Below are 23,212 nucleotides of genomic sequence, written 5' to 3' on the forward strand. Positions count from 1 at the left end.
CAGCCAATGGGACGGACCCGGACGTGTTGGGATAGCGCCGGCCCCGAATCTCTGTGGTCGACTCCAAATACGAACTTTGCTACCGAGTAAGCTACGTCCAGAATGTTGAACTAGTTGCCGCAGTCGATAACTGACTGATCTACTGCAACACTACGCGGAGGCACTCCACGATCAGGATGCTCAGCCCACTGCAGTGAGGCACCTGTGCCGTGGGCGGGCAGGGACGTGTCGGCATGATCGAGATGGGTCATCGCGCAGTATCTTGGGTTGAGTCACTTTGATCGGCAAGGCGTTCACCACTACGCGATGGCCCGCCGCCGTCATGGCAGCGATACGCGGCCAATCCGGCTGGTCAGGGCCTCACCAAATGCCCACCACCCCCTGGACTCCTCCTATGGGAGCCCAGGCTGCGAGATGCGGTGCCGGCTGCCCGGCACCACGGCGTCGTCACGCTGCCGTGAAGCCTGCGTCGATTGTCAGGACACTCCCGATCGCCGATGCGGCACCGGGCGAACTCAGCCACATAATGCCCGAGGCGATCTCTTCAGGTGTGCTGTACCGTCCCAGCGGATATCCAGCACCGCCTTTGGATGGTGCCTCGCCTTCGAAAGAGTCCACGATCCGGTCGGCCATAGGTGTCTGGACGCCAGATGGACATACCGCGTTGATACGCACTCCGTTTCGCGCATACTGCAATCCGGCGCTACGAGTGAGGCCGAGGACGGCATGCTTGGAAGCGCTGTAGATGGCAGAGCGAGCGGAGCCGACCAAACCCGCGCCGGATGAGACGTTCACGATGGTGCCGCCCTCCGCCTGTTTCATCATCTGTTCGATCTGCGCTCGCATACAGTGCCAGACGCCCCGAAGATTCACGTCCATGGTGCGATCGAAGAGTGCGTCATCCTCTTCCAGAAGCTTCTTCGTTGCTCCTTCGACGCCGGCTGCATTGACAGCGGAGTCCAGTCTTCCCCATCGAGAGACAGTCGCCTCAACTGCTGCTCGCACTTCGTCACCCTGTGTAATGTCACAATGTAACGCCAGTGCCTCCGAACGGATTTCCTCGATCTGATTGACGACTTCCGCGAGCGCTTCCCTGTTGCGATCGACGACAGCCACCTTTCCGCCTTGTGCCGCGAACGCCAGTGCCGATGCTTTCCCGATACCGGATGCCGCTCCGGTAATGAAAATCGTCTTGTTCTCAAAGTCCACTACACTGAACCTCTCGGGAGTGTGAGCTAGTGCTCACCGATATCTTGGAAGTCGGAATCTGCACTGCTGTCTGCGTATGCCATCGGACAGCCTCGCGTCGTGAATCGAGCCAAGTTGCAGGATGCGTCCCCGCAATGTCCTCAAGGTTGCGTGCCGAGCCGGGACACCTCGTGGCGCCAAGCGGCGCCGATGTTGAGACCAGCACCCAGGTTCGGCAGGTCCGCCAGATCCTCGGCACCGATCGGCACCAGCGTGCCGCCCGCCGAGACGATGGACAACGACAGCGAGGCGATCACGTCGACAGAGATAGCGCGAAGCACCGCCTCCTGCACCGACGCGCCGGTGGACGTGAGGCCATGGCCGCGCATGAGCACCACCGGCCGATCGCCCAGGGAATCGGCCACATCGTCGCCCAGGGCAGGGTTGTGAATCAAAGCGGCCCTGGGGAATACGGGCACTCCCCCGTGTGCCAGCACCGCTCCCGGGATGTCGTAGGCCCCGACGATGGGCAGGATGGGCAGCCCTGCGAGATCGGCGGCCACGACATTGTGCGGGTGCGCGTGAACCACAGAGATGACATCCGGACGGCGCATGAGGATCCGGCTGTGCAGCGGCAACTCGTACGGCACGGTGTAGCCGCCGTCCAGTTCGCCGGCAGCACCCGGCTCACCGGTGAACCCCACCAGGCGGATGTCCTCCGGGGTGGTGTGTAGCAGCCCGCGCTCCCGTGGGCCCCGACAGCGGATCAGCATCCGCGACTCGTCGATCCGGAAGCTGATGTGCCCCAGGATCCCCGGGGCCAGCTGCCGGGCGGCGAGCACGCGGCAGCCCTCGGCGACCAGCTCCCGGAGCTCGTCCAGTTCCCCGGGCCTCATGCCTGCACCGCCGTGCCGGCGATCTGCGCGTGGACCTGGTCGGCCGGGCCGCCGGCCGCGATGGTGCGCCGCAGCTGGACCGAGGCCTTAGGCCAGTTCACGGTCAACCCGCCGCTGGCCCGCCCGTCCGCGTCCTGCCAGATCGCGGCAAGCCGGAAGGGCTCCGCCTGCTCCACGACGACCGGGGTGCCCGTGATGTCGCGGGTGCCGAACAGCTGGATCTTCCAGTCGTACTGGTCGCTCCAGACGTAGGCCACCGGGTCGTGCGGGACGGGGGCATCGGGTGCGAAGATGTTGTGCGCCACACAGTTCGCCTGCTCCACCGCGTTGGTCCAGTGCTCGACGCGGGACGCCTTCCCCTGTCGCGGTTGGTACCAACGGGCGATGTCGCCGACGGCGAAGATGTGCTCGGCGCCGGCCACTCGGCCGAACTCGTCGCACTCCACGCCGTCCTCGAGCGCCAGGCCCGAGGACTCCAGCCAGCGCGTGTTCAGTACCGCGCCGATACCGACGACGACGGCGTCCACGAGAAGGCTCGCCCCGTCGGAGAGTTCGGCCCTGATGCCGCCCTCCACATGCTCGAGGGTGTCGACGGTGGCACCGAAGCGCGCGTCCACCCCGTGCGCACGGTGCAACTCTGAGAAGCGCTGTCCCAGCTCATCTCCCATCACTCGCGCCATGGGGGTGGGCGCCGGGTCGACGATCGTGACCTCGATGCCCTGTTTGCGGGCGAGGGAGGCGACCTCCGCGCCGATGAAACCCGCGCCGACGACCAGCAGGTGACTCGCGCCCAGCAGGCTCTCCCGCAGCGCGCGGGCGTCCGCGATGGTGCGCAGCACGTGCACGCCGGGGACCGACCACGGCGCCGGCCGGGCGGCCGCGCCGGTCGCGATGACCAGCTCCTCGTAGTCGAGAACAACCCCGTCGCCCAGCACGACCTGCCTGTCCTGCGGACGCAACTCGACTGCGGCCCTGCCCAATACGAGCTCGATGTCGAGCTCGCGCGCCTCCTCCGCGGTGAGCAGTGGAACGTGTGCGTCGCCGTCGAGCGGGGCCTTGGACAGCGGCGGCTTGTCGTACGGCAGATGCGACTCGGCCTCGACCACCGTCACCTTGCCGGCGTAGCCCTCATTGCGCAGCGCCCGGGCCGTGCGGATACCGCCGACCGAGCCGCCGACGATGAGAACCCCGCCGCTCACTCGTCCTCCAGCCAGAGGGCGTTGGCCGGGCAGCTCTTCGCCGCGGTCTCGACCCGCTGGCGGTCGGACTCGTCCACGCGGGTCTTGAGCAGCACCACGAGGCCGTCGTCGTCCATGTCGTAGACGTCGTCCGCCGCGACCACGCAGTTCGCGTAGCCCTGGCACAGTTCGAGGTTCGCCTTGAGAATTGCCATTTTGGGATCCTTCCTTCAGTAGGTCGCGCGGACCACGGCGTTCAGACTTTGATGCCCATACCGCCGTCCGAGTGGACGACGCGGCCGGAGATGCCGCGCGACCGTTCGGAGGCGAGGAATACGTAGCTCCAGGCGTGGTCGAGGCCGTCGAGCGCGACGCCCAGCGGGTTGCGGCCCGCGAGTTCCTTCGCCCGGTCCGGGCCGTCGAGCCGGTTTTCCGTCAGGCCCAGCGTCGCAAGCCCGCTCAGGTCGGTGCCCAGGGTGCCGCCGGGGGCGACGCCGTTGACGCGGATGTCCGGCGCCAGCTCGTACGCGAGGGTGGTGACCAGCCCGCGCACCGCGAACTTCGACGAGACATAGAGCGTGCCGCCGCGGCCCGGGTAGTAGGCCGAGGTCGACTCGGTGAGCACGATGGAGCCGCCCGACTCGCGCAGCGCGGGTATCGCCGCCTTCACGCTGTGCAGGTGAGACTTGACGTTGACGGCGAACATCTCGTCGAACGCCTGGTCCAGCATGTCGGCGTCGATGCTCTCGAGCTTGCGGTAGAAGTCGAAGATGCCCACGCAGTTGACCAGGACGTCCAGCCCGCCGAATCGGTCCACGACCGCCGACACCGCGGCGTTGTTGGCCGCCGCCTTGGTGGCGTCGCCCTGCACGACCTCGACCTCGGGGTGCTCGGCCGCGAGGGCCTCGCACTTGGCCGCGTCCAGTTCGAGCACACCGACGCTGGCCCCCTCCGCGAGGAAGGCGTCGACCACGCCACGCCCGATGCCCGATCCGGCCCCGACGATCAGTGCGCGCTTGCCGTCGAGCCAGCCGGTCACGAGGCGTCCTCGGTGGCGATGAGCGACTGGAACGGCTTGCCGACCATGGCCGAGAGCGTCGTCTCGTTCTGCCAGGTCAGGGCCTCCAGCTCGAGCGCGTCCAGGGTGATCCACTGACCGGACTTCGGCGACTCGATGAGCAGCCGCGCGCCGTTGCGGGTGTGCACCTTCGAGATCCGCATGTCCGAGAACTCGTTCGCGATGACGATGGTCTCGCCGTCGCGCTGGTCCTGCAGGACACCGAGCCGCGAGTTGGCCCGGGCCGCCGCCGCGGCGTCCTCCGCCTCACCCTCCCAGGAGAGCTTCACAGGAACACCGCCAGGTTCTGCATGCGCAGCACCGACTCGTCGGCGGCGATGTGCCGGCGGGCGAGCCGCCAGGCGCCGTCCTCGAGACGCAGCAGGTCGACGCGCCCGACCGAGAGCAGCGAGGGCTCCAGCACGTCGCCGCGGCTGCGGAACAGCAGGACGGCCGACTCCACGACGAGCTCGTTCTCGTTCTCGGTCGCGAAGGTGCGGACATTGGACAGGTGGTGGCGCAGGCGCGAGGGGGGGTCCTCAGCCCAGGCGTGGCCGGTGTCGAAGCGCGCGACACGGCGGCTCAGCGAGTACTTGTCCTCGTCGAAGTGCGCCATGTCCTTGGCCGTGTCATAGCCGGTGCCCAGCGCGGTGGTGACGCGGATCGGCATGAAGTAGTGGATGTCCTCGGCGAGGGTGTCCAGCCAGGCGTCGTAGTCCTGCTGGTCCAGGAGGTAGGACTCTTCCACCAGCCAGCGATGCGCCGTCAGGTGCCGCTGGTCGTCGAACGCCAGCGAGGCACCCACGGCCGTCGTCGTCGACGCAGCCTGGCCCAGCGGGGAGCTGGCGGAATCGATGGGGATGTAGGTGCTCATGGCTACGCCTCCGCCTTCTCGCTGCTGCACTGTGCCGCCGTCTCGCTGCTGCACTCGCCGTCGACCTGCGGCGCACCGACGTGAATGTTGGCCGGCACGGGCGCCGGCTTCTCGAGGTAGTCGGCCCACTCGTTGAGCAGGTGCCGCTGGTTGTATTCGCCGTAACCGACGTGCGCGACGCCCGGACCGCAGAACTCGTCCTCGGTCAGGGGCTGCACCACCGGGCTGTCGTCGTGCAGCATGCCCATACGACCATTGAGCAGCAGTCGGCGGGCCATCGATCCACCGGCTGTGTTGGTCAGCGAGACCCAGTTCTCGACGTCGTCCTGCTCGAACATGCCACTGCTGCCGAAGCACATCAGGTAGGCCTTGTAGGAGAGCTTCTTGAACTCCTCCGGGGCCTCCTTGTCGACGACGAACCAGGACAGGACCTCGGTCTCGTCGGCGCTGATCGGCTGCCACTGGCGGATCGAGATGAAGGGCAGGACGTCGTCGCCCTCGGCGACCTTCGGCCAGTTGTGGACCAGGCTGATGTTCGGGAAGACCGAGGCAGCCGAGATCATGAAGCCGTCGCGTCCGATGACGTCGATCTGCTCCTGGGACCACTGCCCCTTCATCCGCTCGACCATCTCGTCGGGGTAGCCGACGTAGTTCATCTTCTCTTCGAAGGTGCCCGGGGGCAGCTTGTACGTGGTACCGCCGCCCTTGCCGGCCCAGTACGTGTTGCCGTCCTTGCGCTTCTCGGCCTTCGGCTCACGGAACAGGCCGATCTCCACGACGCTCGTGTGGGTCTGGGGCGTGTGGTACATGTCGCCGGCGAAGTTCTCGGCGCCGATCTTCCAGTTGGCCTTGACCCGCCAGCGCTGCGGTCCGCGGACCTCGACGCCGCTGGCGCTCTGCTTGGTGTAGTAGTCGAGGTAGAACTTGAAGTCGCCGAGGAAGTCCTCGAGCGGCTCGGCGTCCGCGTCCATGGACACGAAGATCAGGCCGTTGTAGATGCCCAGGTTAGGGGCGGGCAGCAGCCGCTGGCCCTTGCGCGCGAAGCCCTCCTCGCCGCCGTAGGCCTCCTTGTGGAACGGCATGCCGACGATGCGGCCGTCGTTCTTGTAGGACCAGCCGTGGTACGGGCAGCGGAAGTGCGAGGCGTTGCCCTGCTCGGCGCGGCACACCTGCATGCCGCGGTGCAGGCACATGTTGAACATCGCGTGGATCTCGCCGGACTGGTCACGGCTGACGATGAACGAGTTGTCCATGACCCGGCGCACGACGTAGTCGCCGACCTGCGGCAGCTCCGACTCGTGGGCGACGAACATCCACGCCCGGCTGAACAGGCGCTCCTTCTCCGCCTCGAAGACCTCGGCGTCGTTGTAGATGTGTGCGGGGAGCATGCCCCGCCGGACGTTGGCGAGGACGTCGGCCGCGTCGCGCATGGGACCTCACTTCGAAAGGAGTTCAATGTTTCTGTATTACAGAAATAGATTCTGCATGCTGGTCTCGGCTGAGTCAACCACTTCCCAGCGGCGAGCCCCGGAATCCACGCAATGCGGAGCAGCTTGCGAGCCCCGCACGGCGGCGACATCCCGGACGTGCCGATCACGCGAGGGGCCTCACCGAGAAGGAGGACAGCATCGGAACAGTGTTCGATGCGCGCCATGACCGAAGCCGTCAATGACAGGCCGCAGGCAGGGATGGGCGGGGATGGGAGGGGATGGCGGCAGCGTTCCACGCTTGCTCGACGTCATCCACAACGCGCGCCCAGGACGGTTCGATCCCGAGCATCAGCACGTGCGAGAACGGAGGGAACCGCATACCCGCCATCGGAAGTAGTGGAGCGATCGAGGGCCGTCGCCGGCACACCAGGGACTCCACCGCAATGGCCACATAGATTGCGGGCCAGAATTTTTGCCGAAGAACCTCACCGTGGCGCAGGGTGCACCGCGCGGCGACGGACGCCTCCGTCCGCGCGGCCGGATTCGACGTACCGCAGGGCACAGCGGCGCGCCGGGGGCGGACGCCTGCAGGTTGCCGACCCAACGAATCGATCAATCTCCCGACGTCGACTACCTCGGCGGGTTACCGGCGCCGAAGCCCACGGCGACTCACGACGCCGGCCCGGTCCGCGCCCCCACGCGGACCAGGGACGGGATCACTTGGCCAGCAGGCCCTTCGCGATGTGGGTCACCTGGATCTCGTTGGAGCCGGCGTAGATCATGAGCGACTTGGCGTCACGGGCCAGCTGCTCCACCTTGTACTCGGCCATGTAGCCGTTGCCACCGAACAGCTGGACGGCCTCCATCGCGACCTCGGTCGCTGCGCGCGAGGAGTACAGCTTCATCGCCGACGCCTCGGCGAGCGTGACCTTGTCGCCTGCGGCGGTGCGCTCGATTGCGTTGAACACCATGTTCTGTACGTTGATTCGAGCGACCTCCATTTCGGCCAGCTTGAGCTGGATGAGCTGGAACTGTGCGATCTCCTTGCCCCACAGCTTGCGCGTCTTGGCGTAGTCGATGCACAGGCGGTGGCACTCGTTGATGATGCCGAGGGCGAGCGACGCGATGCCGATGCGCTCGGCTGCGAACGACTCCTTCGCGCTCTCCTTGCCGTCGCCCTTGGCGGGGTTCTCGGTCTCGCCGAGCAGACGGTCCTTGCTGATGCGGACGTTGTCGAAGAACAGTTCGCCGGTGGGCGAGGAGTTCATGCCCATCTTCTTGAACGGCGCACTCTGCGTGAAACCTTCCATGCCCTTGTCGAGCACGAAGCCGAGGACCTTGCGGTCGCGGCGGTCGACGGAGGCGTCGCCGTCGTCCAGCTTGGCGTAGACGATCGTGACGTCGGCGTAGGGGCCGTTGGTGATGAAGGTCTTCTGGCCGTTGAGGATGTAGTCCTCCCCGTCACGGCGGACGTAGGACTTCATGCCACCGAACGCGTCGGAGCCGGAGTCGGGCTCGGTGATCGCCCAGGCGCCCACCTTCTCCATCGTGACAAGCTCGGGCAGCCAGCGCTTCTTCTGCGCGAGGGTGCCGCGGCTGCGCAGCGTGCCGACCGTGAGACCGAGGCTGACGCCCATCGAGGCGACCAGGCCCAGGCTCACTCCCGCGAGTTCGCTGTTGAGGATGACGCCCATGCTGCCGGCGCCGCTGAAGCCGCCGCCCTTCTCGCCGGACTCGGGGAGGGTCTCACCACGCTCCTCGGCGTCCGCCTTCGCGAAGGCCTTCTCCAGCGACTCCCGTGCCATCTCGTCCATGCCGAAGGTCGCGTACATCTTGCGGATGATCTCGAACGGGGGCAGTTCACCGCTCTCGAGCTTGTCGACGTGCGGCTTGATCTCCTTGTCGATGAAGCCACGCAGGGCGTCGCGGAACATCAGATCGGTATCGGACCACTCGTACATGTGAACTCCAGTCGGTGCGTTTCGAAGAGCCGGGCAGCAGATGGGGCCGCCCGTGGCGGCCGTCACACCCGAATATAGAACAGGTTCTCATCGGTCGAGCCGCCGCTCCCGGTCCGGGATTTAGTTAGTGCACGACTTAATCGTGTATTATTCATTCCATGACGACGACCCTCGAACAGGACATCGACTGGGGTGACGCAGACCCGCTGGCCCTGGACCGCCAGGTGTGCTTCGCGCTCGCGGTCGCCAACCGTGCGGTTCTCGCCGTCTACCGCCCCCTCCTCGAGCCCATGGGCCTGACGCACCCGCAGTACCTCGTGATGCTCGCGCTGTGGGGCAGTGCACCGATGTCCGTCAAGGAGATCGGGCAGGCGCTGCAACTCGACTCACCGACACTGTCGCCGCTGTTGAAGCGACTCGAGTCGAGCGGATTGATCACCCGCACCCGCAGCGCCGCCGACGAACGACAACTCATCGTCGAACTCACCGACGCGGGCAAGGCCTTGCGCGAGCGGGCCGAGCGGATTCCCGGTGCGGTGGTCCAGCGACTGGGCGTCAGCCTCGCCGAACTCGAAGAACTCCACTCCGTCCTCACCCGCGTCAACACCGCCGCCCTGCAGGCCGGCGCGCTGCACGAGTGAACCGCCCCCTCCAGACAGGTACAGGAACCAAGGACATGTCCCCCCGCTCGAAGGCCAAGAGGCCCAATCCGTTCCAGTGGGTCGCCTACGCGTGCGGCCGCAAGCTCCCCGACTCGATGCAGGACTGGGTCCGCAACGACCTCATCGGAGACTGGGCCGTGCCACGTCACATGGTGCGCAGCATGGTGCCGTTCATTCCCATCTTCGCGGCGTTCTTCCTGTTCCCCGGCCCGGTGTGGCTGCGCGGCTCGATGGTGTTGCTCGGCGTGTTCCTGGCACTGTTCTTCTCCGCGGCCTACATGGAACAAAACCGACGCCGTCGGCTCGAGAAGCACGGCCTGGACCCGAGCCTCGAGAATCCGAAGAAGGTCGCCCGTGACAATGCCGAGAAGGCCGCATACGAGAAGGCCTACCCGCACAGCCTCTAGGAGCCCCCACCCCGTGCACGCCGGGCGTCGAGAGCCGAGCCCAGCAGCATGATGCCCTCGTAGCAGCTGGGATCGACGCCGGCAAGCTCCCGGATCCGCCCCAACCGGTTGTGGACCGTGTTGGGGTGCACCGCGAGGGCATGCGCGGTCCGACCCCGATCGAGATCGTGATGGAGGTAGGCGTCGAGGGTCTCCAACAGTTCGGGATACGGATCGAGCGGCAGCAACCGGTCCACCAGATACTGCTGTCCGGCAGTGGGCCGGGACAGTTGGAACGGCAACGCCAGGTCCTTCAACTGGTACACGCCGGGTCCACTTCCCATGCGCGTCGCCAACTCGAGAAGTTCGAGGGCCAGTCCCCCCGGACCCTTCAGCTCCCCACGCGCACAGGGCTCGGTCACCGCTGCCACCACCGGGGCAGGGGCAGTATTCGACACTGCCGCAGCCAGATCCACGGCCGACCGGTACCAGTCGGCATCCGCGTCGGCCTTGCGCGGTACCAGTAGCGTCGCGCAGTCCACCTCGAGGATCCCGAGGATCGGTGGCAGCCCCCAGCCGTCGATCACGCGCCGGGTGCGTGCCTGATCGGACCATCGCCCGGACGGATCCGACGGCAAGTCGCCGTGTCTGATCGCGAGGACCGAGTACTCGTCCGCCAATTCGATTCCGCACCAGCGGGCGGCGGGATCGGCGTCCTGCCCGGCGAGCAGCAGGCGCGCCAGCAACTCCTTCGACGGCTGCTCGTCCCCCTCCAGCGCGACCCGCTCACCCTCGTAGGCCTCGACGACAGCGCGCGTGACGACCTCCTGCAGTCGCAGCACCGCGACCGCGATGTCGACCAGAGCCGACGCCCGCTCCCCCGCCGCAGCCACCCGACACTCGTCGAACAGGATCCGGCCGAAGCGGTGCCAGTTGTGCAGCACCGCGGACAACGACACCCCATCCGCCGCCGCCTGCACCGCGCCCTCCCGGACCGGTCGCAGCTCGGCCGCCGTGAACACCCGGTTCTCGCGAATTGCCTGAGATGCCAGCGCGAAGAACCGGCGGGTGCTGTGCTGCAACAATTCCGGATACTTCGACGCGTACGCCACCCGCGTGCCGCCCTGCGCGTGGCCATCGAACCTGGCGTCCAATCTGTCCAGGATCGCGATCACCGCGGCATCGGGCGCATGTCGGGTCGGCTCGTCCTCGGACGGCATGCCCGAACCATACGCCGCCGATCCGGCGGTTCGGGACTCAATCGAGCGGGGACGACCAAGACGAACGCTGTCGATTGACAGCGAAGCGCGACGCCAGCTCATCCAGCCATACCTCTGAAACCTGCCATCGTCGGCCGGCTCGGTGGGACGCTCGGGTCATGACGACTGTGTCCGGCGACTTCGAGCTGACCATCGAGGAGCTTCGAGCCGTCGCGCGCTACGTGACGGAAAGCGCTCCCACCAGGTCGGTCACATCCTGCGCGCTGCTGCAAGTGCAGCGCGCATCGGTGAGTTGAACGCTGGCGACGATCCCGACGTCGGGAACGAGCTGATCGAGCAGGCTCGGCAACGCGCCACACCTACGTTGACGGATGTACTTGGCCGGTATCCCATCGCGCCGCGTGGCAAGGGCCGCGTGGCGCAGCTCATGAGCTCCCTGGACGCTTCTCTCCGCGTTCGCCGTCACTAACGGAGCCCGGTCCGGTTCCGTCGGGCCGAGCCATTCTTCAGTGGAACATCGTGATCACCCACAAGCCAGTCGGAAGTCGACCAGGCACGGATAGGTCACAGCCAGCCACCGCAGCGTTTCGAACGGCAAGGGCAGGAACCAGAAGGTGTCACCCATGTCGGCACCTCTCTCTACCGGCAAGTGGCCGTCAGCCAGCAAGGCGCGTTTTCGGTGGCCCACTGCCAATCCCACTCACTGAAGAACGGCGCCGGCATCAGCCACACGAACCACGGCCAATCACCTCCCATTTCGATCACCTCCTCAGCGTGGCGGGATGCCCCACAGCCAGAGCTGGTACAGCGCGTCATAGAGCCAGGGCGGCACGGGGACGATGTCGATCACAGGCGCGTGTCCACGGATAGGAACGGGACGAACCAGATCCACGTATCCACCGTCACCGACCCCCGAAGATGCCCAGCCCTGCGAAGAAGTCCACCACGACGTACACCATGGGAGCGAGAGGACCGAACCAAATCTCATACGAGTCCACCGGATTCCACCTGCCTATCGCCTCGGGCTAGACGGGCGAGTCGTACGAACACGTCGCGAGACCCCATAGCTGGCACGGCGTGATCCCGCGTAGCCCTTCCCGCCGCACCGGGGGCCAATCCATCGTCCACCACCACAACTGCAGGTTGAGCACGATCATCCCCTTCGATACCTAGCGGCAATCTCCCGCCGGGCCGTCCCTGACCGGCGGGACCATCGCCTACGGAACGTCGACGGTCGCGAAACCCGGCGTGGTCGTGCCTGGTGCGGGTAGCACGGTCACAATGACCCGCCCGGTCCCGGTCGGCAGGATTGCCGCCGGGTAGCCGTACTGGGCGACTGACATCCGGGCGGAGCCTGCAGCTCCGCTCGACAGGTTCAGCCAGTGCACGTCGCCCAGGATTTGGCAGTGACCAGCCCCAGGCTCGCCAGTCACTGCACGACCGTCTTCCGTCGAGCCGGTGATCGTCACCGTCCCAGGCGGCTCGCCGACCAGGGCCTCACAGCGGACCCGGGGAGCGTCGAAGCTGCCGTTCGGGTTTCCGAACGACGCCGGGTTGATCTGGAACGGAACAGTGACCGCAGCGGAGGCGGCGGCCGCCGGCACCAGAACCGAACCGGCCACGACCGCAGCACAGGCGACCGATCGGCGCACGAAATCGAGCATGGTGACCTCCCAATCGGATTCGCTTCAGGGGCAGTATCCGCCCAACCAGCATGGGGCGTGCTGTGTAAGCCACTGTTGCCACTCAGGAGGGACTGGCCAAAACAGAAACCAGTTGTCCATCGTCGAGCACCTCCGATCCGAGGTAGCAGTTGTCCGGCCCGCGCGATCGCCCCTCAGCGCGGGTTCCGCCAATACTCGATGGGACGTGTCATATTACCTGGTCAGAGCACTAAAAGGTCCCCGCGCCCGAAATGAGCACACTCGCTTCGACGCACGAGACCACCTAGTGCATGCCATGCAATGCACAACACACTCACAACAGATGATTGTTGTGCAGCAAACGCTTTCAGCTCTGCTGCTCTCAAAGATGTTTGTTCGCAAAGAAATTTTCGATGAGTGTTGCGAATGCAACACTGCCCAGTACCCCCCCCCCGATCAGGTGCGCTCGCGGCAGCGGATCCGAACACGCCCACAATTACCAACGCAATTGGTTTATGCAATGCAACGCATTCCACACTCCAATCCCGATAGGGGCCGGGGGCGGCATCCTCCCGTAAATCGGCCAACCGGCAAGGCGACCCACTCCCCCCTTCCCCTCTCTGCTTCAGAAAATCGTGCTGACCTGTACTTTTGGGCCCCATCTGTGGTCTTGCCCAAAATCGCAACGCAACAAGATCGTGCCGAAAAAGGGCCTTTTTGGTGGTTCTTGAACTGGTCCCGACTCCCGGATTCGGTGACGAATTCGGGCGGCTCGGCCAATTATTCGGACCTTCCGTTCGGCTGCATCCGGGGACTAGCCTGACCTGACAGGGTCGGAACAGACGGCACACCCCGGAGGTTGCACATGATCCCTAGTGGCTGGATGTGGGGACTCCCGTCGCCGTGGGCGTAGCGGCGCACGATCTGGGCCGTGATCCCGTGTGACCTCGGCAGACGCCGCCCCTGGCGGGAGGTGAATTGATATGAGTGCAACAGCTTGGGCTTTCTACGGACCATGGGCCCCGCTCGCCTACGCCCTTTCGTTACTCGGCGTGCCGGTCAACTGAAACGGCACAGCGGGCCAGCATGATTCGATTGCCGGCCCGCTGTCGTGTTATCAGGCATGTTCTACCTCTGTTTCGATCGGGGGTCGCACCCATCGAGGGCGGAGAACGACCCCACCTCTCCCCGCACGTGAACGCCGACGATCTCGCGCTGAACGAGACGAATGACGAGTGCAGTGACCCCACTCCGGACCTGCTCGGCAACAAAGACGTTGCGACGATGCCGTGGGTAGGGCCACTGTCGATCGCCACCGCACGACGCCTCGCCTGCGACTGTCACCTCACCCGATCGTGATTGACGACGGAGTGCCGCACAGGTTGCTGCACCACTCCCACTGGCAAGTCGAAATCGGCACCGACCGCCCACCCGTGGTTCACCCCACCCACTCCGGTCGACCCCTACAGAAGACCCATCCGCGCCCACGGGCGGGCGAGCCCCGCGCGGCCTGAGAGACGGCGGATCACTACGCCCGAAGGGGAAGTTGCTGAAACACATCAGCAATCGTCGATGACTCGCAGACCGTCAACAGCGGCAGACGAGCGTTCGCTGTCGAGATCCGCCCCTGCGCGTGCAGAACTGCCTTGATGACAGTCGGATTGGGCGCAGACATGAGCGCCTCCGCAGGCGCCACCAGTCGGTTCGCCAAAGCGCGTGCCTCTACCGGAATCCCACTGCGCCACAAGTGGAGAAGCTCGACAAACACACGTGTGCACACGTTCGCCGACGCCAGAACCGCACCCGGCGCCCCCATCGCAAGCATCGGCGAGACCAATGTGTCTTCACCGGCCAGAATCGCGAACGAATCCGCGCATTCTGCGAACAAGTGCGCAGTGTCGGTATCCACAGTTCCCACAGCCTGCTTGATTCCGACGATCCGGGGATGCCGCGACAGACGCACGATCGACTCCCAGCCCAGAGACTGACCTGTCCGATACGGCACGTTGTACAAGACCAACGGGAGCGGACTGCGATCGGCGACGTGCTCGAAGTGCGCCACCACACCGGCCTCGGACGGGCGCGTGTAGTACGGCACAGCCGCCAGAACGCCCACCGCATCGACCAGTCCGTGGACCTCCTCGATGGCGCGCATCGTTCCCGCCGTGTCGTTAGTTCCGGCCCCGACGAGAAGTGGCACTCCCCGTTCACGGGACACCTGGCCGCAGATCTCCAGCACCTCGCGCCGCTCGTCCGGTGTGAGCGAGGAAGGTTCACCGGTCGTTCCCAACGCGACGATTCCGGACGCACCCTCGTCGATCACCTCATGTGCGAGGCGTTCCAGATCTGCGGTGGCCACTTCATCAGTGTCGGTGAATGGCGTAATGAGGGGAACGAAGATTCCTGACGGATGAAAGTTCATTGAATCAGTCTCAGTCGCCGCGACCTGAAGAAACAGTTCACATTTCTGATACAAAACATAAGCTGAACTGATGCTCGACATCCGCAAGCTCAGGCTTCTTCGTGAACTCGCCCACCGCGGCACCATTGCGGCCGTGGCGCAGGCACTGTCGTACACGCCCTCGGCTGTGTCGCAGCAGCTTACGGCGCTCGAACGCGAGGCCGGCCGGTCCCTGCTCACCCGCACGGGCCGTCGCGTGACCCTCACTCCGGCCGGGGCTCTGCTCGTCGAGCACACCGAGGTGGTTCTGGCCGATCTGGAACGGGCCGAGGCCGCACTTTCGGCACGGGCACAGGGACCGACGGGCTCGGTCCGCCTGGGCACGTTCACCACCGCGCTGCAGACCCTGGTCCTACCGGCGCTACTCGAAATCGGCCGAGCCGAGGGCAACCTGGACCTGTCAGTGATCGAGGTCGATCCTGCCGATGTGCCGGATCTGCTCCGCGGTGGCCGATTGGATGTCGCCCTGGTACACGAGTACGACAACGTCCCGTCCGCCATGGGCTCGGGCATCGAACTCGAACCGCTGCTCGACGAGGTCGTGTATCTCGCGTCGCCGAGCACCTCCACGACGAGCGACACGGCAGCGATCCGCAGCCATTCCGAAAGCCGATGGATCGTGGCCAACCCCGGAACCCTCTGCCACACGATGACCATTCGCACGTGCCAGTCCCAGGGCTTCGAACCTCATGTCGCTCATCGCGTCGACGACTTCACAGCGGTCCTATTGCTCGTCGCGGCGGGGGCCGGGGTTGCACTCGTTCCTCGGCTCGGAGCCACCGACGTGCCGCCGGGGGTGGTGCTCACCGCCCTCCCCATAGGCCGGCACACCCGGATCGCCTACCGCGAGGGCAGCCGGTTCCAGCCGGCATTCGCTGCGGTGAGTGCCGAGCTTCATCGTGCGGCCAGGCGCTTCCACACCGAGCCTCATGACGAGTGATCCTCGGCCTCCGCGAGTCGATGCCGGAGGTGTTCACGCTCGGGTTCGGTCCCGGCCATGTCCAAGGCTCGCCGGTAGGCATCGGCGGCTTCCTGCCGGCGGCCGAGCCGGAGCAGCAGTTCGGCCCGGGCGGCCGCGTAGGGATGGTGGTCGCGCAGGCGGGGGTCGTCGGCCAGCGCGTCGAGGAGCGCGAGGCCCGCGGCGGGACCGTCCCGCAACGCGACCGCTACCGCGCGATTCATCGCGACGACCGGCGACGGCACCAGCCGGAGCAGCACGTCGTACAGGGCCACGATCTGCGGCCAGTCGGTGCTCGCGGCGTCTACGGCCTCGTCGTGCAATGCGGCGATCGCCGCCTGGATTCCGTACGGGCCGGGCGGGCCGCCGGTGAGCGCGACCAGCACCAGCGCGCTGCCCTCCTCGATCATCGGGCGATCCCAGGCGGTGCGGTCCTGATCCTCCAGCAGCACCATCTCGCCGCCCCGTCCCGTTCGGGCCCCGCGGCGGGCGTGGACGAGCAACATCAGCGCCAGCAGTCCCGACACCTCACGTTCGTCGGGCAGCAGACGATGCAGGACGCGGGTCAGACGGAGCGCTTCCTCGGCTACGTCGACGCGCTGCAACTGCGGTCCCGCGCTCGCGGCGTAGCCTTCGGTGAAGATCGAGTACAGCACCTGCAGGACACCCGGCAGGCGCTCCGCCAGCTCGTCGGCTGCCGGCACCCGGAAGGGTATGCGGTTCGTCTGGATCCTCTTCTTGGCCCGTGTGATTCGCTTCGCCATCGTCGCGGTCGGCACGAGGAAGGCCCGGGCCACCTCGGGTGTGGTGAGGCCCGCCAGGCAGCGCAGCGTCAGGGCCGTCCGATCCTCGGCAGGCAACGCCGGGTGCGCGCACGTGAAGAACAGTTGCAGGCGCTCGTCGGGCAACTCACCGCCGACATCCGCGGGCGGGGCGGGGTCGGCGCGGTCCGCCTCCACCTGCAGCACCGCGATCCTCTCCGCGAGCGCCCTGTCCCGGCGCAGTCGGTCGACGGCCCGGCGCCGGGCCGTCGTGAGCAGCCAGGCACCGGGCTTGGACGGCACCCCGTCCGCCGGCCAGTGCCGCAGCGCCGACTCGATCGCCTCCGACGTCACCTCCTCGGCCAGGTCCAGGTCACCGAACCGGCTCACCAGGGCGGCGAGCAGTCGGCCGCGTTCCTCCCGGAAGACCGCCTCGACGGACGTCTCCGGGTCGGTCGCGCGACCGCTGCTCTCCGGGCACATCGGTGATCAGTTGCCGAAGTCGGCGATGGGGCGAACCACGATTCGCCCGCCGCCGCGCGATCCCGGGCAGCGGGCAGCCCAGTCGAGCGCGACGTCCAGGTCGGGGACGTCGATGACGTAGAAGCCGCCGAGCACCTCACGGGTCTCGGCGAACGGCCCGTCGGTGGTGATCGTGCGGGTGCCGTCCTCTGCCACCTGGATGCCGGTCGCGGTGACGAGGTCGGCCAGCGACTCCCCCGAGACGAAGATCCCGGCGTCCTTGACCTCCTTGTCGTAGACCATCCAGTCCGCGGGGGTGCAGCCACTCGTGGCGTCGGCGGATTCGGCGTTGATCAGCAGCAGGTACTTCATGATCGGTTCCTCCTCGGGAGGTGCTCGTTGTTGCGGTACACCATGACGACGAACGAGGAGGCCCCGAAAGGACAGCGCCGGTGAACTTTCTTTCGCGCCGTCAGTCGAGCCCGCGCAGGAACTCGAGCATCGCGGCGTTGACCTCCTCGGCCGCCTCCATCTGCACGAAGTGCCCGGCATCCGGGATCATGTGCGTCGAGCGCAGGCCCGGCACCATCGAGGCCATCGTCTCGAACGGATTCGCCCCCATCATCTCCAGCACGGGGTCCTTCGATCCGGCGATGAACGTGGTCGGGACGGTGATCGGACGCCCGTGCAGTTCCTCGTTCTGCTCCCACACGTAGTCGTCGGCGCGGTACCAGTTGAGGCCGCCCGTGAAACCGGTGCGCGCGAACTCGTCGACGTAGTAGTCGAACTCGTCCCGACTCAGCCACGACCACGGCAACGCCGGCGGCTCGGGCAGGACGTCGAGGTAGCCGTTGCCCTCGGACGGGAAATCCCAGCAGTCGAGGTAGCGGTTGGCACCGCTGAGCGCATGGAAGATCTTGGACAGGAACTCGCGCGGATGCTCGCCGAGTTCCCTGTCGGCCGGGCCGTACTCCTGGAAGTAGTGCAGGTGGACGAAGTGCTGTGATGCGAGATACCGGAAGCCGTCGGTGGGCCGGACGGGCGACCGCGGCATCCGCGGGACACTCAGCTGCATCAGGGCACGGACCCTGCCCGGGGCCCACGCGGGCAGGTCCCACACCAGCTGCGCACCGAAGTCGTGGCCGGCGAACACCGCCTGCTCGATACCGAGCGCGTCGAGCAGGCCCACCATGTCGTCGACGGTGTGCCGACGGTCGTAGTCGCGGGGATCCGACGGCACGTCGGTGCCGCCGTAGCCGCGCATGTCGGGGGCGATCACCCGGTATCCGGCCGCCGACAACGCCGACAGTTGGTGTCGCCAGCTGTACCAGAGCCCGGGGAAGCCGTGACACAGCACGATCGGATCGCCTTCGCCCTGCTCGGCGATGTGCATGTCGATGTCCCCGACGCGTACCGTCCGGTGCGTGAGTGTCGTTGCAGGATCGGCCATTCCGGAAGATTACGTCACTTCAGGCGTGGGCGGAGCCAATCCACGAGGTCGTCGAGCACCTTCTCCTGCTCGGGTTCGTTGAACACCTCGTGGAACAGACCGTCGTACGTCTTGAACGTCAGATCCTTCGATCCGGCGCGCGAGGCGATCATCCGACTGCCGGAAATGTCGGCGAGGTGGTCCTCGGTGCCGTGGAGAACCAGAACGGGGAGAGTCAGGGACGGTAGCCGTGCCGGGAAGCTCTCGGCCGCGGTGATCATCCCGCGCGCGATGCCGGCCTTGACCTTTCCGTGATGGACCAGCGGGTCGGACTCGTACGCCGCGACCACGGCGGGGTCCCGGGAGACCGCCTTCGCGTCGAGGGTCTCGACGGGGATCCCCGGCGCGAACCGGCCGAGGAGCTTGCCGATCTCGATCACGATCTTGGGTTTGCCGGTGGTGACGTCGACGGCCGGCGCCGACAGGATCAGGCCGGCCAGCTCGTCCTGGTGGTCCAGCGCGTAGGACAACGCGATCGCGCCGCCCATGCTGTGCCCCAACAGGAACCGGTCGAGGCCGGGGTTCTCGGTGATCGCGATGGCGGACAACTGGTGCAGATCATCGGTGAACTCCGACCAGTCGCGCAGCTCGATCCGCTTGCCACCCGAGCGGCCGTGACCACGATGGTCGGGGGCGTACACCGCCAGGCCCAGCGCGGTGAGGCGCGCGATGACGTGGTCGTACCGGCGCGCGTGCTCACCGAGACCGTGCGCGAGCAGGAGGATTGCCGTCGGCGGACCGTCCGGTCGCCAGACGTCGTACACGATGCGGGTGCCGTGCACCCCGACGAATTCCGACTCTGTGTGCTGCACGATTGCGAGTGTAGGTCGGCCGACGCCGATGTGGGGCGCTTGTCAGCCACCGGTTCGGGCGGGCACGATGAAAACGTCCCCGAGGAGTGGCGATGAGTGCACTCGACGCACCGTGCCTGCGGTACACCGACCAGGCCGGGTGTCCGCGCGAGTTGACGTTGTCCGTGGACACCCCGCGGGTGACGGTGGGCCGCTCATCCGAGGCGGACGTGCCGCTGGTGTCGGATCCCGAGGTGTCGCGGCTGCACGCGACGATCGAATGGATCGGCACCGATTGGACGATCGTCGACGACGGCCTGTCCCGCAACGGCACCTTCGTCAACGGTGAGCGCATCTCGGGTCGGCGACGCCTGCGCAACGGTGACAGCATCCGGATCGGCAACTCGGCGTTCGTGTTCCGCGATCTGTCCGGTCAGGGTGGTGAGCAGACGCGCATCGCCGCGGACATCCCGACCGTCCGTTCCCTGACACCGACGCAACGATCCATCCTGATCGCCCTGTGCCGGCCGTACAAGCACAACGCGGCGTTCGCGAACCCGGCATCGAACCAGCAGATCGCCGACGAGGTGTTCCTCAGCGTGGACGCGGTCAAGACGCACCTGCGGGCACTGTTCGCGAAGTTCGGCGTCGAGAAGCTCCCGCAGAACCAGAAGCGGCTCCGACTGGTCGAGAAGGCCCTGCACAGCGGCGTGATCACCGAGCACGATCTGTGACGGCTCAGGCCACGGACTCCACCGACTCCACCGACTCCACGGACTCCGCGACCCGCGTCGACTGCGCCCGGAGGCGGCCGAGCGCGCGGTGCTGCGCGATCCGGACCGCCCCCGCCGTGGTGCCGAGGGCCGCCGCGGTCTCCGCCGCCGACATCCCCCACATCACGCGCATCACCACGACCTCGCGGTACCGCGCCGGCAGCGAGTCGACCAGCGCGCGGGCCTGGGCGCCGCGCTCGGAGGCGATCGCCCGCTCCTCGGGGCCGGCGTCCGGGCAGACGGGGTCGGTGGCGTCGCCGAGCGGGTCGCAGGCCCGCCCGGCAGCGCGTCGGGCGTCCACCACTTTGTGCCCGGCGATCGCATACACGTAGGTCAGGAACGACGCGCCCTGCTCCCGGTACCGCGGCAACGCCGTCAGCACGGCGACGCAGACCTCGTGCGCGACGTCCTCGGCCACCTCGCGCAGCGCCCCGCGGCCCAACCTGGCGTAGCAGTAGCGGCGCACCAGCGGGTAGACCACGGCGAGCACTTCCGAACGCGCCTCGTCGTCGCCTTCGACGGCGCTCGGCACCCGGTCGTCCAGGACCGCGCGGGCGCGCGCCGCCGTCATCTCACCGATTCGCGTCGTGTTGCCGACGATCCCGTACATGTCGTTCTCCCTCACCGGCGGTACGGTCGACCGCTCCGTACCTTCGATCCTCGGCGTGTCGCGGCCGAACCCATAGGCACCCTCGGGTGCGGGTCGCGCACCCGCGCTCGTCGGTCGTTCCGCTTGTCGGGGACCGCCGCTAGGGTTCGGGACATGCCCGTTGAACAGAGTGTCGACGACCAATTCCTCGCTGCCGCAGATCCTTACCGGCGCGAACTACTGTCGCACTGTTACCGGATGATGGGGTCGATCCACGATGCCGAGGATCTGCTGCAGGAGACGCTCGTGCGGGCATGGCGCGGATACGGCAACTTCGACGGCCGGTCGTCGATCCGTACGTGGCTGCACCGGATCGCGACCAACACGTGTCTGACGGCGCTCGAGGGCCGGGCGCGACGTCCACTGCCGACCGGTCTCGGCGCACCCAGTTCCGACCCCGCCGACGACCTGATCGAACGCGGCGAGGTGCCGTGGCTCGAGCCGATTCCGGATTCGATGGTGTGGGGCGAATCGGGCTGGGGCGCCGACGACCCCGCGACCGTCGCGGCGCGACGCGAATCGGTGCGCCTGGCGTTCGTCGCGGCGCTGCAGCATCTGTCGGCCCGTCAGCGCGCAGTGCTGGTGTTACGGGATGTGCTGCAGTGGAAGGCCGCCGAGGTGGCCGACGTCCTGGGCACCTCGACGGCCGCGGTGAACAGCATGCTGCAGCGGGCCCGCGCACAACTGTCCGAGGCGACACCCACGCCGGACACGCTCGTCGAACCCGAGTCCGACGAGGCCCGTGAACTGTTGCGCCGGTACGTCGACGGATTCGAGCGGTACGACATCGACGGGCTGGTCGAGATGTTCACCCGCGACGCGGTGTGGGAGATGCCGCCGTTCGTCGGGTGGTACGTCGGCGGCGTCGACATCGCGCGTCTCATCAAGGAGAAGTGCCCCGCCCAGGGCGCCGGCGACATGCGCCTGCTCCCGACGGCGGCGAACGGGCAGCCCGCGCTCGGCCTGTACATGCGCGGCGCGGACGGCATCCACCGGCCGTTCCAACTGCATGTCCTGGACGTCACCGAGCGCGGGGTCGCGCACGTCACGTGCTTCTTCGACACCGAACTGTTCGACAGATTCGGCCTGCCCGCCCGACTCTGACGACTACTGCCCGGCCGCAGTCGGATCCATCCACATGACCTCCCAGACGTGGTTGTCGAGGTCGCGGAAGGAACGCCCGTACATGAATCCGTGGTCCTGCGGGTCCATCCACTTCGTTCCACCGGCCGCGATGGCGGCGTCGACCAGTGCGTCCACTCCGGCGCGGCTGTCAGCCGAGATGCACGTGAGGACCTCGCGACTCTTCGTGGTGTCGCAGATGTCGTCGGCGATGAAGTCGCGGAAGCGGTTCTCCTGCAGGAGCATGATCCACGCGGACTCGTTGATCGCCATGCATGCGGTGTTCTCGTCGCTGAACTGCTCGTTGAACTCGAAGCCGAGGTCCCCGAAGAATTTCCTGGTGGCGGCGATGTTCGCGACCGGCAGGTTTACGAAGATCAATCGGGACATCGGGGTCTCCTGACTCGAGGTGATGTTGGGGTGCGAGCCTGCGAGATGCTCACACCGGGACAGACCGGGGCCACGCAGAAAACTCATCGCGCGCGCCGGTCCGGCCGGGAAGGGGGTATGCACATCCGCGTCGCGGTGGTGTCATGGATTCATGAGTGAGGACAAGCGCCACTTCGTGGCAAACCGACTCGACGGCATCATCCACACGCTGGAACTCCACGCCCCGACCGCGGACGAACCTTCGCCGGTGCCCACCGCGAACGGCTTCACCGGATCGCTCGCCGAGGCGCAGCGGCACCGCGCCGAACTGGAGTCGGCGAACCCGGAACGGGTGGACCAGATCGCCGCGGGCTACCCGGAGATCGCGACGGACTGGGCACAGAAGCAGCCGACCTGACGGCCGCAGCACGCAGGTCCGCACCGCAGGTCAGGCGCCCTGGCCGGCGGCCGCGGTTCAGTACCCGAGGCCGTCCGGCAAGCCCAGATCGTCGAGCCTCCTGATGCGCCGGTGCTCACGAAGGACCAGCATCGGCCCGATCACCAGGCTCAGCGCGCAGATCGTCCCGGCGATCCATGCCCAGCCCTGGAATCCGTAGCCTGCCGCCACCAACGCCATACCGAGCGTCACGATCGCGATCCCGACCAGGGCGTATCCGGGCCAGTTGCGGGAATCCTCGATCGCTTCGCCTGGGTGTTCGCGCACCCTGCCGGTGGATCTCTGCGGGTCGTCGTCGAAGTAGTTCACAAAAGCCTCCCGGTCCGATGTTCCGTTTGCGCTCTCGTACTGCACTCATCGTGATTGTCCCCCGCGCAGGACCGCGTCGCACGAATACCGACGGTTCGGCTACCCACCCGAGGTGT

The 23,212-nt window shown here is 66.8% G+C and carries 26 protein-coding genes and 1 pseudogene; 8 read left to right on the forward strand and 19 right to left on the reverse strand.

Annotated features, from left to right (window positions below; genetic code table 11):
- Window positions 1-447: 447 nt before the first annotated feature.
- From IJ15_RS25710 to IJ15_RS0121925, 9 genes are all read right to left on the reverse strand, one after another.
- Window positions 448-1,209, reverse strand: a complete 762-nt coding sequence (locus tag IJ15_RS25710) for an SDR family oxidoreductase (protein ID WP_081880868.1) — start codon at window positions 1,207-1,209, stop codon at window positions 448-450.
- A gap of 140 nt (window positions 1,210-1,349) precedes the next feature.
- Window positions 1,350-2,084: a class II aldolase/adducin family protein gene (locus tag IJ15_RS0121890; RefSeq protein WP_031940477.1), complete on the reverse strand. Its 735-nt coding sequence runs from the start codon at window positions 2,082-2,084 to the stop codon at window positions 1,350-1,352.
- Complete coding sequence (locus tag IJ15_RS0121895) at window positions 2,081-3,283, reverse strand: NAD(P)/FAD-dependent oxidoreductase (RefSeq protein ID WP_031940478.1); 1,203 nt, start codon at window positions 3,281-3,283, stop codon at window positions 2,081-2,083. The genes IJ15_RS0121890 and IJ15_RS0121895 overlap by 4 nt, the downstream gene beginning before the upstream one ends.
- Window positions 3,280-3,477, reverse strand: coding sequence for a ferredoxin (locus IJ15_RS26505; RefSeq protein ID WP_031940479.1), 198 nt, complete (start codon window positions 3,475-3,477; stop codon window positions 3,280-3,282). Before IJ15_RS26505 ends, IJ15_RS0121895 begins: the two co-directional genes overlap by 4 nt.
- Before the next feature lie 41 nt (window positions 3,478-3,518).
- On the reverse strand, window positions 3,519-4,301 hold the full coding sequence (gene hcaB / locus IJ15_RS0121905) for a 3-(cis-5,6-dihydroxycyclohexa-1,3-dien-1-yl)propanoate dehydrogenase (protein ID WP_031940480.1): 783 nt from the start codon (window positions 4,299-4,301) through the stop codon (window positions 3,519-3,521).
- Window positions 4,298-4,609 carry a hypothetical protein gene (locus tag IJ15_RS0121910; RefSeq protein ID WP_031940481.1) on the reverse strand — a complete coding sequence of 104 codons (312 nt, stop codon included), beginning with the start codon at window positions 4,607-4,609 and terminating at the stop codon, window positions 4,298-4,300. Before IJ15_RS0121910 ends, hcaB begins: the two co-directional genes overlap by 4 nt.
- Window positions 4,606-5,193, reverse strand: coding sequence for a 3-phenylpropionate/cinnamic acid dioxygenase subunit beta (locus tag IJ15_RS0121915; RefSeq protein ID WP_031940482.1), 588 nt, complete (start codon window positions 5,191-5,193; stop codon window positions 4,606-4,608). The genes IJ15_RS0121910 and IJ15_RS0121915 overlap by 4 nt, the downstream gene beginning before the upstream one ends.
- 2 nt (window positions 5,194-5,195) lie before the next feature.
- The gene (locus tag IJ15_RS0121920) at window positions 5,196-6,623 is read right to left on the reverse strand and encodes an aromatic ring-hydroxylating oxygenase subunit alpha (RefSeq protein WP_051919460.1); all 1,428 of its coding nucleotides are present in this window, start codon (window positions 6,621-6,623) and stop codon (window positions 5,196-5,198) included.
- 716 nt (window positions 6,624-7,339) lie between these two features.
- Window positions 7,340-8,584, reverse strand: coding sequence for an acyl-CoA dehydrogenase family protein (locus tag IJ15_RS0121925; RefSeq protein ID WP_031940484.1), 1,245 nt, complete (start codon window positions 8,582-8,584; stop codon window positions 7,340-7,342).
- Between the two features lie 158 nt (window positions 8,585-8,742).
- Between IJ15_RS0121925 and IJ15_RS0121930 the strand changes: the two genes are divergently transcribed.
- Together IJ15_RS0121930 and IJ15_RS0121935 are read left to right on the forward strand one after the other, a co-directional pair.
- Window positions 8,743-9,225, forward strand: a complete 483-nt coding sequence (locus IJ15_RS0121930) for a MarR family winged helix-turn-helix transcriptional regulator (RefSeq protein WP_031940485.1) — start codon at window positions 8,743-8,745, stop codon at window positions 9,223-9,225.
- Between the two features lie 35 nt (window positions 9,226-9,260).
- Window positions 9,261-9,653: a DUF5313 family protein gene (locus IJ15_RS0121935; protein WP_031940486.1), complete on the forward strand. Its 393-nt coding sequence runs from the start codon at window positions 9,261-9,263 to the stop codon at window positions 9,651-9,653.
- Here IJ15_RS0121935 and IJ15_RS0121940 read toward each other — a convergent pair.
- On the reverse strand, window positions 9,650-10,852 hold the full coding sequence (locus IJ15_RS0121940; protein WP_031940487.1) for a PucR family transcriptional regulator: 1,203 nt from the start codon (window positions 10,850-10,852) through the stop codon (window positions 9,650-9,652). The genes IJ15_RS0121935 and IJ15_RS0121940 overlap by 4 nt on opposite strands.
- A gap of 158 nt (window positions 10,853-11,010) precedes the next feature.
- Here IJ15_RS0121940 and IJ15_RS26790 point away from each other — a divergent pair, with 158 nt between their 5' ends.
- Window positions 11,011-11,148, forward strand: a complete 138-nt coding sequence (locus tag IJ15_RS26790; protein ID WP_231569629.1) for a hypothetical protein — start codon at window positions 11,011-11,013, stop codon at window positions 11,146-11,148.
- A gap of 921 nt (window positions 11,149-12,069) precedes the next feature.
- Here the strand turns inward: IJ15_RS26790 and IJ15_RS0121960 are convergent.
- A complete protein-coding gene (locus tag IJ15_RS0121960) occupies window positions 12,070-12,516 on the reverse strand; it encodes a hypothetical protein (protein WP_031940488.1) in 447 nt (148 codons plus the stop codon).
- Window positions 12,517-13,587: 1,071 nt separating this feature from the next.
- Between IJ15_RS0121960 and IJ15_RS27010 the strand changes: the two are divergent.
- Window positions 13,588-13,998: pseudogene (locus IJ15_RS27010) on the forward strand (HNH endonuclease signature motif containing protein); the annotation flags it as partial.
- A 25-nt stretch (window positions 13,999-14,023) separates the two neighbouring features.
- Here the strand turns inward: IJ15_RS27010 and dapA are convergent.
- A complete protein-coding gene (gene dapA / locus IJ15_RS0121970; protein WP_231569630.1) occupies window positions 14,024-14,998 on the reverse strand; it encodes a 4-hydroxy-tetrahydrodipicolinate synthase in 975 nt (324 codons plus the stop codon).
- On the opposite strand from dapA, the gene IJ15_RS0121975 reads away from it, so the two are divergent.
- Window positions 14,988-15,896, forward strand: coding sequence for a LysR substrate-binding domain-containing protein (locus IJ15_RS0121975; RefSeq protein WP_031940490.1), 909 nt, complete (start codon window positions 14,988-14,990; stop codon window positions 15,894-15,896). The two genes, dapA and IJ15_RS0121975, sit on opposite strands and share 11 nt — an antisense overlap.
- Here IJ15_RS0121975 and IJ15_RS0121980 read toward each other — a convergent pair.
- The 4 genes from IJ15_RS0121980 to IJ15_RS0121995 form a co-directional block, all read right to left on the reverse strand.
- Window positions 15,884-17,158: an RNA polymerase sigma factor gene (locus IJ15_RS0121980; protein ID WP_031940491.1), complete on the reverse strand. Its 1,275-nt coding sequence runs from the start codon at window positions 17,156-17,158 to the stop codon at window positions 15,884-15,886. The genes IJ15_RS0121975 and IJ15_RS0121980 overlap by 13 nt on opposite strands.
- Before the next feature lie 6 nt (window positions 17,159-17,164).
- The gene (locus IJ15_RS0121985) at window positions 17,165-17,509 is read right to left on the reverse strand and encodes a YciI family protein (RefSeq protein WP_031940492.1); all 345 of its coding nucleotides are present in this window, start codon (window positions 17,507-17,509) and stop codon (window positions 17,165-17,167) included.
- A gap of 100 nt (window positions 17,510-17,609) precedes the next feature.
- The gene (locus IJ15_RS0121990) at window positions 17,610-18,587 is read right to left on the reverse strand and encodes an alpha/beta fold hydrolase (protein ID WP_031940493.1); all 978 of its coding nucleotides are present in this window, start codon (window positions 18,585-18,587) and stop codon (window positions 17,610-17,612) included.
- A gap of 14 nt (window positions 18,588-18,601) precedes the next feature.
- Complete coding sequence (locus tag IJ15_RS0121995; protein WP_031940494.1) at window positions 18,602-19,438, reverse strand: alpha/beta hydrolase; 837 nt, start codon at window positions 19,436-19,438, stop codon at window positions 18,602-18,604.
- A 92-nt stretch (window positions 19,439-19,530) separates the two neighbouring features.
- Here IJ15_RS0121995 and IJ15_RS0122000 point away from each other — a divergent pair, with 92 nt between their 5' ends.
- Window positions 19,531-20,151: an FHA domain-containing protein gene (locus tag IJ15_RS0122000; protein WP_031940495.1), complete on the forward strand. Its 621-nt coding sequence runs from the start codon at window positions 19,531-19,533 to the stop codon at window positions 20,149-20,151.
- A gap of 4 nt (window positions 20,152-20,155) precedes the next feature.
- On the opposite strand, the gene shbA is transcribed toward IJ15_RS0122000, so the two are convergent.
- Complete coding sequence (gene shbA, locus IJ15_RS0122005; RefSeq protein ID WP_031940496.1) at window positions 20,156-20,761, reverse strand: RNA polymerase sigma factor ShbA; 606 nt, start codon at window positions 20,759-20,761, stop codon at window positions 20,156-20,158.
- A gap of 192 nt (window positions 20,762-20,953) precedes the next feature.
- Between shbA and IJ15_RS0122010 the strand changes: the two genes are divergently transcribed.
- A complete protein-coding gene (locus tag IJ15_RS0122010; protein WP_031940497.1) occupies window positions 20,954-21,943 on the forward strand; it encodes a sigma-70 family RNA polymerase sigma factor in 990 nt (329 codons plus the stop codon).
- A 3-nt stretch (window positions 21,944-21,946) separates the two neighbouring features.
- On the opposite strand, the gene IJ15_RS0122015 is transcribed toward IJ15_RS0122010, so the two are convergent.
- Window positions 21,947-22,351, reverse strand: a complete 405-nt coding sequence (locus tag IJ15_RS0122015) for a VOC family protein (RefSeq protein ID WP_031940498.1) — start codon at window positions 22,349-22,351, stop codon at window positions 21,947-21,949.
- 151 nt (window positions 22,352-22,502) lie between these two features.
- Here IJ15_RS0122015 and IJ15_RS0122020 point away from each other — a divergent pair, with 151 nt between their 5' ends.
- Window positions 22,503-22,748, forward strand: coding sequence for a hypothetical protein (locus tag IJ15_RS0122020; protein WP_031940499.1), 246 nt, complete (start codon window positions 22,503-22,505; stop codon window positions 22,746-22,748).
- Between the two features lie 57 nt (window positions 22,749-22,805).
- Here the strand turns inward: IJ15_RS0122020 and IJ15_RS0122025 are convergent, their stop codons facing one another.
- Window positions 22,806-23,096 (reverse strand): hypothetical protein, encoded by a 291-nt coding sequence (locus IJ15_RS0122025; protein WP_031940500.1) that lies wholly within the window; start codon window positions 23,094-23,096, stop codon window positions 22,806-22,808.
- Between the last annotated feature and the right edge of the window lie 116 nt (window positions 23,097-23,212).

The sequence above is a fragment of the Prescottella defluvii genome (genome assembly GCF_000738775.1).
Classification (GTDB): domain Bacteria; phylum Actinomycetota; class Actinomycetes; order Mycobacteriales; family Mycobacteriaceae; genus Prescottella; species Prescottella defluvii.

Bases quoted from the DNA above. Each gene is read 5' to 3' on its own strand.
- IJ15_RS0121890 (WP_031940477.1), bottom strand. From the start codon at position 2,084: ATGAGGCCCGGGGAACTGGACGAGCTCCGGGAGCTGGTCGCCGAGGGC.
- IJ15_RS26505 (WP_031940479.1), bottom strand. From the start codon at position 3,477: ATGGCAATTCTCAAGGCGAACCTCGAACTGTGCCAGGGCTACGCGAAC.
- IJ15_RS0121915 (WP_031940482.1), bottom strand. From the start codon at position 5,193: ATGAGCACCTACATCCCCATCGATTCCGCCAGCTCCCCGCTGGGCCAG.
- IJ15_RS0121920 (WP_051919460.1), bottom strand. From the start codon at position 6,623: ATGCGCGACGCGGCCGACGTCCTCGCCAACGTCCGGCGGGGCATGCTC.
- IJ15_RS0121925 (WP_031940484.1), bottom strand. From the start codon at position 8,584: ATGTACGAGTGGTCCGATACCGATCTGATGTTCCGCGACGCCCTGCGT.
- IJ15_RS0121930 (WP_031940485.1), top strand. From the start codon at position 8,743: ATGACGACGACCCTCGAACAGGACATCGACTGGGGTGACGCAGACCCG.
- IJ15_RS0121935 (WP_031940486.1), top strand. From the start codon at position 9,261: ATGTCCCCCCGCTCGAAGGCCAAGAGGCCCAATCCGTTCCAGTGGGTC.
- IJ15_RS0121940 (WP_031940487.1), bottom strand. From the start codon at position 10,852: ATGCCGTCCGAGGACGAGCCGACCCGACATGCGCCCGATGCCGCGGTG.
- IJ15_RS26790 (WP_231569629.1), top strand. From the start codon at position 11,011: ATGACGACTGTGTCCGGCGACTTCGAGCTGACCATCGAGGAGCTTCGA.
- IJ15_RS0121960 (WP_031940488.1), bottom strand. From the start codon at position 12,516: ATGCTCGATTTCGTGCGCCGATCGGTCGCCTGTGCTGCGGTCGTGGCC.
- IJ15_RS0121975 (WP_031940490.1), top strand. From the start codon at position 14,988: ATGCTCGACATCCGCAAGCTCAGGCTTCTTCGTGAACTCGCCCACCGC.
- dapA (WP_231569630.1), bottom strand. From the start codon at position 14,998: ATGTCGAGCATCAGTTCAGCTTATGTTTTGTATCAGAAATGTGAACTG.
- IJ15_RS0121980 (WP_031940491.1), bottom strand. From the start codon at position 17,158: ATGTGCCCGGAGAGCAGCGGTCGCGCGACCGACCCGGAGACGTCCGTC.
- IJ15_RS0121985 (WP_031940492.1), bottom strand. From the start codon at position 17,509: ATGAAGTACCTGCTGCTGATCAACGCCGAATCCGCCGACGCCACGAGT.
- IJ15_RS0121990 (WP_031940493.1), bottom strand. From the start codon at position 18,587: ATGGCCGATCCTGCAACGACACTCACGCACCGGACGGTACGCGTCGGG.
- IJ15_RS0122000 (WP_031940495.1), top strand. From the start codon at position 19,531: ATGAGTGCACTCGACGCACCGTGCCTGCGGTACACCGACCAGGCCGGG.
- shbA (WP_031940496.1), bottom strand. From the start codon at position 20,761: ATGACGGCGGCGCGCGCCCGCGCGGTCCTGGACGACCGGGTGCCGAGC.
- IJ15_RS0122010 (WP_031940497.1), top strand. From the start codon at position 20,954: ATGCCCGTTGAACAGAGTGTCGACGACCAATTCCTCGCTGCCGCAGAT.
- IJ15_RS0122015 (WP_031940498.1), bottom strand. From the start codon at position 22,351: ATGTCCCGATTGATCTTCGTAAACCTGCCGGTCGCGAACATCGCCGCC.
- IJ15_RS0122020 (WP_031940499.1), top strand. From the start codon at position 22,503: ATGAGTGAGGACAAGCGCCACTTCGTGGCAAACCGACTCGACGGCATC.